The sequence below is a fragment of the Phenylobacterium sp. genome (genome assembly GCF_046463815.1).
GTDB lineage: Bacteria > Pseudomonadota > Alphaproteobacteria > Caulobacterales > Caulobacteraceae > Phenylobacterium.
Window position 1 is genome coordinate 1 of the sequence record NZ_JBKBRO010000037.1, and the last position, 8,139, is coordinate 8,139.

Sequence of the window (8,139 nt, forward strand, 5' to 3'; positions counted from 1 at the left end):
TTGCTTCCCGCTCAGCTCGTAGCGCTTCACGCTCATCAACCCGCTCCGAATCACAAACCCGGAGACCGATTGATTCAGCACCTTTCAGGCATGGGAATCCTGAATGTGGATTGGTCCTAGATCAGCTCTGCGCCGTGAGCGCCCGCTCGCGCTGGGCCTCGCGCCAGCCCTTCTCCTGCTCCATGACCTCGTCCGAGACGAGGCCCTCGAAGGCCTCGGGCTCGAAGAACGGGCGCAGTTCCAGCTCGCCCTCGGAGAACGGCACGCGGCGGGCCCAGCCCAGGGCCTCGTCCATATCCTTGCATTCGAGGATCCAGTAGCCGGCGATCAGCTCCTTGGTCTCGGCGAAGGGCCCGTCGGTGACGATGGGATTGCCGCGGCCCTCGAAGCGAATCCGCCTGCCTTCCTTGCTGGGCTGAAGGCCCGCGCCGTCAAGCATGACGCCGGCGGCGATCAGCTCGTTGTTGAACACCGCCATCTCGGCGAACATCTGCTCGGCGTCGGGCGGGAACTCGCCGGCTTCCGACTGGGGCGTCGCCTTCACGATCAGCATGTAGCGCATCGTCTCTGTCTCCATGGGTCCGGTCGGAACGACCTTACGGCCCAAGGACGGCGGACGTGCGCCGATCCCGACAATGGCTGGTCAACACTCCGCGAGATTTACGGCGAGGCCGCCCAGCGAAGTCTCCTTGTAGATGGCGCTCATGTCCTCGCCGGTGCGCTTCATGGTGGCGATCACCTTGTCGAGGCTGACCGAGTGCTGGCCGTCGCCCAGGAGGGCCAGGCGCGCGGCGTCGATGGCCTTCACCGCGCCCATGGCGTTGCGCTCGATGCAGGGAATCTGCACCAGGCCGCCGATCGGGTCGCAGGTCAGGCCCAGGTTGTGCTCCATGGCGATCTCGGCGGCGTTCTCGATCTGGGCGTTGGTGGCGCCCAGCGCGGCCGCGAGGCCCGCGGCGGCCATCGAGCAGGCGACGCCCACCTCGCCCTGGCAGCCCACCTCGGCGCCCGAGATCGAGGCCTTGGTCTTGTAGAGGGCGCCGATGGCCGCGGCGGTGAGCAGGAAGGTCCGCCGGCCCTTGGGCGTGCCCTGGTGGAAGCGGTCGTAGTAGCGCAGCACCGCCGGCAGCAGGCCCGCCGCGCCGTTGGTGGGGGCGGTGACCACCCGGCCGCCGGCGGCGTTCTCCTCGTTCACCGCGAGCGCCCAGAGGTTCACCCAGTCCAGGGCGCCCAGGGGGTCGGCGATCCGACGGTCGGCGTCGCTGACCAGGCTCTTCCAGACCTGGTGCGCCCGGCGCTGGACGTTCAGGCCGCCCGGCAGCACGCCCTCGGCGCGCATGCCCCGGTCGATGCAGGCGTACATGGCCTGGGCGATCTCCTCGACGCCGGCCTCGACCTCGGCCACGGGCCGGCGCGCCGCCTCGTTGGCCAGCATCAGGTCGGCGATGGAGAGGCCCGCGGCCTCGGCCATCTCCAGCAGCTCGGCGCCCGAGGCGAAGGGGTAGGGCGCGCAGGCGTCGTCAGGGGCTGGCGCGTTCTGGCCCATCTCGTCCTCATCGCGCACGAAGCCGCCGCCGATGGAGAAGTAGAGCCGCTCGCCGATCAGGCCGCCGGCCCCGTCGTAGGCGGCGAACTTCAGGGCGTTCGGGTGCTGCGGCAGGCGGGTGCGGCCTTCCCAGAGGAGGTCGCGGGCCGCGTCGAAGGCGATCTCGCGTCGTCCGCCCAGCGCCAGCCGGGCCGTCTCGCGGATGACGGCCAGCGCCGCGTCGGCGGCGTCCGGGTCCAGGGTGCGCGGCTCGAAGCCGGCGAGGCCCAGGATGACGGCGCGGTCGGTGGCGTGGCCCCGGCCCGTGAGCGCCAGCGAGGCGTAGAGGGCGACCTCCACGCGTTCGGCGCGCTGGGCTGCGTCGCCCAGCCAGGCCAGGAACCGGCCGGCGGCGGTCATGGGACCCATGGTGTGCGACGAGGAGGGGCCGACCCCCAGCTTGAAGAGGTCGAAGACGCTGACGTTCACTTATGGGCTCAGGACATCGGGTTGGGCGGCGGGGGCGGCTCGGGCAGGGGGATGAACTCGTCGTGGTCGGCGTCCGGCAGCTTCATGCGGCCCGCCTTCCAGTCGGCCTTGGCCTGCTCGATGCGGTCCCTGGAGGAGGAGACGAAGTTCCACTCGATGAAGCGGGGCCCCACCGGCTCCCCGCCCAGCAGCATGACCACCGCCTCGGTGACGGCGGTGAAGAGCACCGGCTGGCCCGGCGCGAACACCGCCATCTGGCCGGTCTGGAGCGTCTGGCCGCCCGCCTCGACGACGCCCTGGGCCACATAGGCCGCGCGCTCGGGATATTCGGCCGGAAGCTGACCTTGCGCGCCGGGCTGGAGCCGCCAGTGGACGTAGAACAGGGGCGAGCGGGTCCGCACCTTGGCCTTGGCGCCGAACGCCTCGCCGGCCACCAGCCTCGCCCACAGGCCGCCGGACTCATAGGTGGGCAGGTCGTCCACGCCGTGGTGGTGGAAGGCGGGATCGATCTCCTCGTCCTCGACCGGCAGGGCGACCCAGGCCTGGATGCCGTGCATCTTGCCGCCGTCGGCCCGCAGGGTCTCGAAGCGCTCGGAGTGGGTGATGCCCGACCCCGCCGTCATCCAGTTCACCTCGCCCGGATGGATGCGCTGGGTCACGCCCACGCTGTCGCGGTGGGTGATCTCGCCGTCGAACAGGTAGGTGACGGTGGAAAGGCCGATGTGCGGGTGGGGCCGGACGTCGACGTTGCGCGGGAAGCCCGGCTGGAACTCCACCGGCCCCATGTGGTCGAAGAAGACGAAGGGCCCCACCATCCGGCGCTTGGCGAACGGCAGGACGCGGCCGACCTCGAAGCCGCCGAGGTCCTTGCGCCGCTGGTCGATGACGAGCTCGATCACCTCTTCGGCTGCGGCTTGCTTTGAACTTCTACGAAGCGCCCACTGTTGGCTGCCCGAACCGTCGTAAAGCCGCCCTTCGGGGGGTTACGCGGGCCGTCCTTCTTGGCAGAATAGCCGCTGCGAAGTTCGTGAACCTGCGTGTTTGCGGATCTACGATCGGCCATTCTCATTCTCCTGTCCTGCCGGCTGATCCCAGTAAAACTCTAGCCAAACATAATCATCTGCCTGGAACAGCGCACCCTTCGAGTTTGGAATTCGTCGACGGAAGCCGCCCGCGTCGTCCAACTCCCACAACTCCTCGAGATAGAAGTCGCCTTGATGTGGATGAGCTGACGCGAAGGAGCTTGAGCCGAAATAACCACCGATGCTTGAGCCGTCAGGCAGATGGACGATCACCCAGCACGGCTGGCCGGTACTGAAAAACGCATCGAAGGCGGATTTCTGCTCGCCGAGAAGCCAGCCGCCGCGCAATGCGAAGCGCCGCACCAACTGGAAGACAATCGGCCATGCGACGGGGCCTGCAACGCAGACCCAGAACGCATTCTTGATCGCGTACGTGTAGTTGGGATCGGGGAGAGCGAGGTAGATCGACGCGAGGTATATTGGCCAGAAGAGCACCGCCGCGTTGAGCAGCGAGAAGCCGACAACATCAATCAGCGCCTCGGCTGCGGTGCCTTGCTTCTGCTCTATGAAGCGGTGGAGCTTCAATGAAATGAAGCCCGGCAGGAATAGGACTATGACCGCCCAAAGCTGATGGGGCTTGAGAGCGGCAAGGTCGCTCAGTCCGTCCACGGTGCCCTAACCCTGCGCGCTCACATAGGGGCTGACCAGCCCCAACGGGGCGGCGGTGGTGTTCTTGACCGAGCGGATGACGATTCGGCTCTCGATGTTCGAGACGAGGCCCAGGGACAGGATCTTATCGCGCAGAAAATCGTCGAAGGCGTGCATGTCGCGGGTGACGATGCGCAGTTCGTAGTCGGCGGCGCCGGTCACCGTGGCGCACTGGACCACCTCGGGCAGCTTGAAGATCGCCTGCTCGAAGGCGTCGAGGTTCTCCTTGGTGGGGAGCGACAGCTTCACCGTGCAGTAGACCTCGAATCCCAGGCCCAGCTTGTCGCGGTCGAGGATGGTGACGCGGCGCTGGATGACGCCGGCGTCCTCCAGGCGCTTGATCCGCCGCCAGCACGGGCTGGAGGACAGGCCGACACGGTCGGCGATCTCGGCGACGGACAACCCGGCGTCGTGCTGGATGAGGTCCAGGATCTTGGCATCGACGGCGTCGAGGGCCTCAGACAATTTTTCCTCCTGCTCCCGGCAGTTGCAAGCGTCGTTCTTGCCCCGGAACCGCTAGGTCGGGGCATGCTTTTGGTAAGCAATTGCGGCGAACCTATATGATCTTGCAGGGTCGGAGGAAGGCCCGAAAGGAAGAAAATTGCGATGCGGCACGCAGAAGTGACGCTTGACGACAAATTTCTGCTCACCGAGGGCCGCGTCTTCATCACCGGGGTGCAGGCGCTCCTCCGCGTGCTGCTCGACCAGCATCGGCTGGACCGGGCCCAGGGCCTGAACACGGCGGGATTCGTCTCGGGCTATCGCGGCTCCCCCCTGGGCGGGCTGGACCAGCAGGCCAAGCGCGCCGAGAAGCACCTTAGGGCGGCCGAGGTCGTCTTCAAGGAGGGCCTGAACGAGGACCTGGCGGCGACCGCCGTGTGGGGCAGCCAGCAGGCGAATCTGTTCCCCGGCGCCCGTTACGACGGCGTCTTCGGCATGTGGTACGGCAAGGCCCCGGGCGTCGACCGCACGGGCGACGCCTTCAAGCACGCCAACTTCGCCGGCGTCTGGCCGAAGGGCGGGGTGCTGGCCGTGGCCGGCGACGACCATGCCTGCAAGTCCTCCACCCTGCCGTCGCAGTCGGAGTACGCCTTCCAGGACTTCGAGATGCCGGTGCTGTCGCCGGCCGACGTGCAGGAGGTGCTGGACTACGGCCTGCTCGGCTACGCCATGTCGCGCTTCTCCGGCCTGTGGGTGGGCCTGATCGCGCTGGCCGACACCATGGACTCCGGCGCGACCATCGACGTCGGCCTGGACCGCCACCGGTTCGTCGCGCCCGAGAACTTCCGCATGCCCGCGGGCGGGCTCGGCATCCGCCTGAAGGACCAGCCGCTCGACAAGGAACGGCGCCTGCGGACCCAGAAGATTCCCGCCGCCCTCGCCTTCGCGCGCGCCAACCGCATCGACCGCGTCATGCTGGGCGGCAGCCGCCCCAGGCTCGGCATCGTCTGCCAGGGCCAGGCCTACAAGGACGTCATCGAGGCCCTCGCCGCCATGGGCGTCAGCCCGCAGGAGGCGCAGGCCCTGGGCGTGGCCATCTACAAGGTCGGCATGCCATGGCCGCTGGAGCCGACCGGCCTGCGCGCCTTCGCGGCCGGCCTCGAGACCCTGATGGTCATCGAGCACAAGCGCCCGCTGATCGAGACCCAGGCCCGCGCCGCCCTCTACGACCTGCCCGCCCACGCGCGCCCGAAGATCATCGGCAAGACCGACGAGCACGGCCAGCCGCTGCTGTCGGAGCTCGTATCGCTGTCGGTGGCCGAGATCGCGCTGGCCATCGCCGACCGCCTGCCGCCCGGCCCGCACATGGAGCGGGTGCACGACTATCTCTCCCGGGTGTCGGCCGCCTCGATGGCGGCGGTGACGCTGTCGAGCGACCAGCAGCGCAAGCCGTACTTCTGCTCGGGCTGCCCGCACAATTCCTCGACCCGCCTGCCCGAGGGCAGCCGGGCGCTCGCCGGCATCGGCTGCCACTACATGGCGAGCTTCAACGACCCCAACACCGACCTGACCAGCCACATGGGCGGGGAGGGCCTGACCTGGGTGGGGGCCGCCCCCTTCACCGAGGAGCCGCACGTCTTCGTCAACCTGGGCGACGGCACCTACAATCACTCGGGCTCTCTGGCGATCCGGGCCTCGATCGCGGCGAAGTCCAACATCACCTACAAGCTGCTGTTCAACGACGCGGTGGCCATGACGGGCGGCCAGCAGGCCGAGAGCGGCTTCACCGTCCCGCAGATCACCCGCCAGCTCGCCTCGGAAGGCGTGAAGAAGATCGTCGTCGTGGCCGCCGAGCCGCAGCGCTACGAGGGCGTCCGCGACCTGGCCCCCGGCGTGAAGGTGCGGCCCCGCGCCGAGCTGATGGAGGTGCAGCGCGAGCTGCGCGAAACCCCCGGAACCACGGTGCTGGTCTACGACCAGGTCTGCGCCACCGAGAAGCGCCGGCGCCGCAAGCGCGGCAAGATGGCCGCCGCCCCGATGCGGGTGATGATCAATCCGCTGGTCTGCGAGGGCTGCGGCGACTGCTCGCGCACCAGCCATTGCGTGTCGGTCGAGCCGCTGAACACCGAGTTCGGCCGCAAGCGGAAGATCAACCAGTCGACCTGCAACCAGGACTATTCGTGCCTGGACGGCTTCTGCCCCTCGTTCATCACCCTGGAGGGCGCCGAGAACGCCCACCGCGAGGCCATGCCGGCGCTGACGGCGGACTCGACCCCGCTGCCGAGGTTCGAGGACTTCGCGGGCGTGAAGAACATCGTCTTCACCGGCGTGGGCGGCACGGGCGTGACGACGGTGGCCTCGATCCTGGCCATGGCCGCCCACGTGGACGGGCGCTCGGCCAGCGTGGTGGACATGACGGGCCTGGCCCAGAAGGGCGGGGCGGTGTTCAGCCACGTCCGCATCGGCGAGACCGAGGAGACGACGATCGGCGGCCGGGTGCCGGCGGCTTCGGCCCACGTGCTGATCGCCTGCGACCTGCTGGTGGCGGCCGGCGCCGACGCGCTCAGCCTCTACGCCAAGGACCGGACGGTGGCGGTGGGCAACGCCGACTTCTCGCCGACGGCCGACTTCATCACCGACCGCGACGTGCGTTTCGACGCCGACGCCCAGGCCCGCCGCATCGCCGCGGCCGTGAAGAGCTATGACGCCGCCCCCGCCCAGCACCTGGCCGAGACCAGGCTGGGCGACGCCATCTACTCCAACATGATCATGCTGGGCTTCGCCTGGCAGAAGGGCGTGATCCCGGTCTCCAGCCGCGCGCTCTACCGGGCCATCCGCCTGAACGGCGTCTCGGCCGAGGAGAACCTGCAGGCCTTCGAGCTGGGCCGGATGGCGGCCCACGATCCGCAGGCGCGCGGGCCCCGCGAGGACGACGTCCCGACGCCGGAAACCCTGCCGCTGGAGGCGCTGATCGCGCATCGGGCGGGGGAGCTGACCCGGTACCAGAACGCCGCCTATGCGCAGCGCTACCTGGACCGGGTGCGCAAGGTGCAGGCGGCGGAAGCCGCGCTTTCCGTTCCTGGGGGCTCCGAGGCGCTGACCCGCCAGACGGCGATCAGCCTCTACAAGCTGATGGCCTACAAGGACGAGTACGAGGTGGCCCGCCTCCACTCGGACGGCCGCTTCGCCGCCTACAGGGCCGAGACCTTCAGGGGCGGCAAGGCCAAGGTGTGGCTTTCGCCGCCGCTGCTGGCCCCCAAGGGGCCGGACGGCAAGCCGAAGAAGATCGCCGTCCCGGGCTGGGCCGCGGGGGCGATGTTCCAGACGCTGGCGAAGCTGAAGGGCCTGCGCGGCACCCCGCTGGACCTGTTCGGCCACACCGCCGAGCGGAAGATGGAGCGGGACCTGATCGCCGACTTCGAGGCCCAGCTCGACCGGCTGGCCGAGGGGCTGACCAAGGAGCGTCTGCCGCTGGCGGTGAAGATCGCCGCCGTCCCGCAGCAGATCCGCGGCTTCGGCCACGTAAAGGACGCCGCCGTGGGCCCCGCCAAGGCCGAGGCCCTGCGACTCTGGGGCCAGTGGGAGAAGGCGCCGGCCAGGACGCTGGCGTTCGCGACGGCTTAAGGGGCGTTTCGCCCGGCGCGAACCTGTTCGTTCGGTTCGTGTGGTTCTTGGACCTCACCCCGGCGCTGGATCGTTCGACGGAGCCGGCCCTCTCCCTCTCGGGCATCGCCCCAAGGGGATTATCGGGGAGAGGACGATCAGGCGGAGCTGCGCCAGTTCTCCGGGTCGGGGGCGTCGTCGTCCGCGCCGGGATCGTCCTCGTCCTCGTAGTCCTCGTAGTCTTCGTCCTCGTCTTCGTCGTCTTCGTCGTCGCCGGACATCCAGATCGCGGGCTTGTCCTCGTAGGCGACGCCGGTCAGCGGCAGGCGGGCGCGCAGGGCGGCGACCATG

At 69.1% G+C, this 8,139-nt stretch carries 7 protein-coding genes; 1 reads left to right on the forward strand and 6 read right to left on the reverse strand.

Going from position 1 to position 8,139, the window contains the following annotated elements:
- Positions 1-121 precede the first annotated feature (121 nt).
- The 5 genes from ACK4TT_RS17915 to ACK4TT_RS17935 all read right to left on the reverse strand — a co-directional run bounded on the left by ACK4TT_RS17915 (position 122) and on the right by ACK4TT_RS17935 (position 4,209).
- Positions 122-562, reverse strand: a complete 441-nt coding sequence (locus tag ACK4TT_RS17915; RefSeq protein WP_409636682.1) for a YciI family protein — start codon at positions 560-562, stop codon at positions 122-124.
- 81 nt (positions 563-643) lie between these two features.
- Entirely contained in the window at positions 644-2,014 is a 1,371-nt protein-coding gene (locus ACK4TT_RS17920) for an L-serine ammonia-lyase (protein WP_410213597.1), read from the reverse strand.
- A gap of 8 nt (positions 2,015-2,022) precedes the next feature.
- A complete protein-coding gene (locus ACK4TT_RS17925; protein ID WP_410213598.1) occupies positions 2,023-2,913 on the reverse strand; it encodes a pirin family protein in 891 nt (296 codons plus the stop codon).
- Positions 2,914-3,063: 150 nt separating this feature from the next.
- Positions 3,064-3,705: a DUF6338 family protein gene (locus tag ACK4TT_RS17930; protein WP_410213599.1), complete on the reverse strand. Its 642-nt coding sequence runs from the start codon at positions 3,703-3,705 to the stop codon at positions 3,064-3,066.
- 6 nt (positions 3,706-3,711) lie between these two features.
- Positions 3,712-4,209, reverse strand: a complete 498-nt coding sequence (locus tag ACK4TT_RS17935; protein ID WP_409636694.1) for an Lrp/AsnC family transcriptional regulator — start codon at positions 4,207-4,209, stop codon at positions 3,712-3,714.
- 141 nt (positions 4,210-4,350) lie between these two features.
- Between ACK4TT_RS17935 and ACK4TT_RS17940 the strand changes: the two genes are divergently transcribed.
- Positions 4,351-7,809, forward strand: a complete 3,459-nt coding sequence (locus ACK4TT_RS17940) for an indolepyruvate ferredoxin oxidoreductase family protein (RefSeq protein ID WP_410213600.1) — start codon at positions 4,351-4,353, stop codon at positions 7,807-7,809.
- A gap of 137 nt (positions 7,810-7,946) precedes the next feature.
- On the opposite strand, the gene ACK4TT_RS17945 is transcribed toward ACK4TT_RS17940, so the two are convergent.
- On the reverse strand, positions 7,947-8,139 hold a 193-nt coding region (locus tag ACK4TT_RS17945), incomplete at its 5' end, for a hypothetical protein (RefSeq protein WP_410213601.1).

Bases quoted from the DNA above. Each gene is read 5' to 3' on its own strand.
- ACK4TT_RS17915 (WP_409636682.1), bottom strand. From the start codon at position 562: ATGCGCTACATGCTGATCGTGAAGGCGACGCCCCAGTCGGAAGCCGGC.
- ACK4TT_RS17940 (WP_410213600.1), top strand. From the start codon at position 4,351: ATGCGGCACGCAGAAGTGACGCTTGACGACAAATTTCTGCTCACCGAG.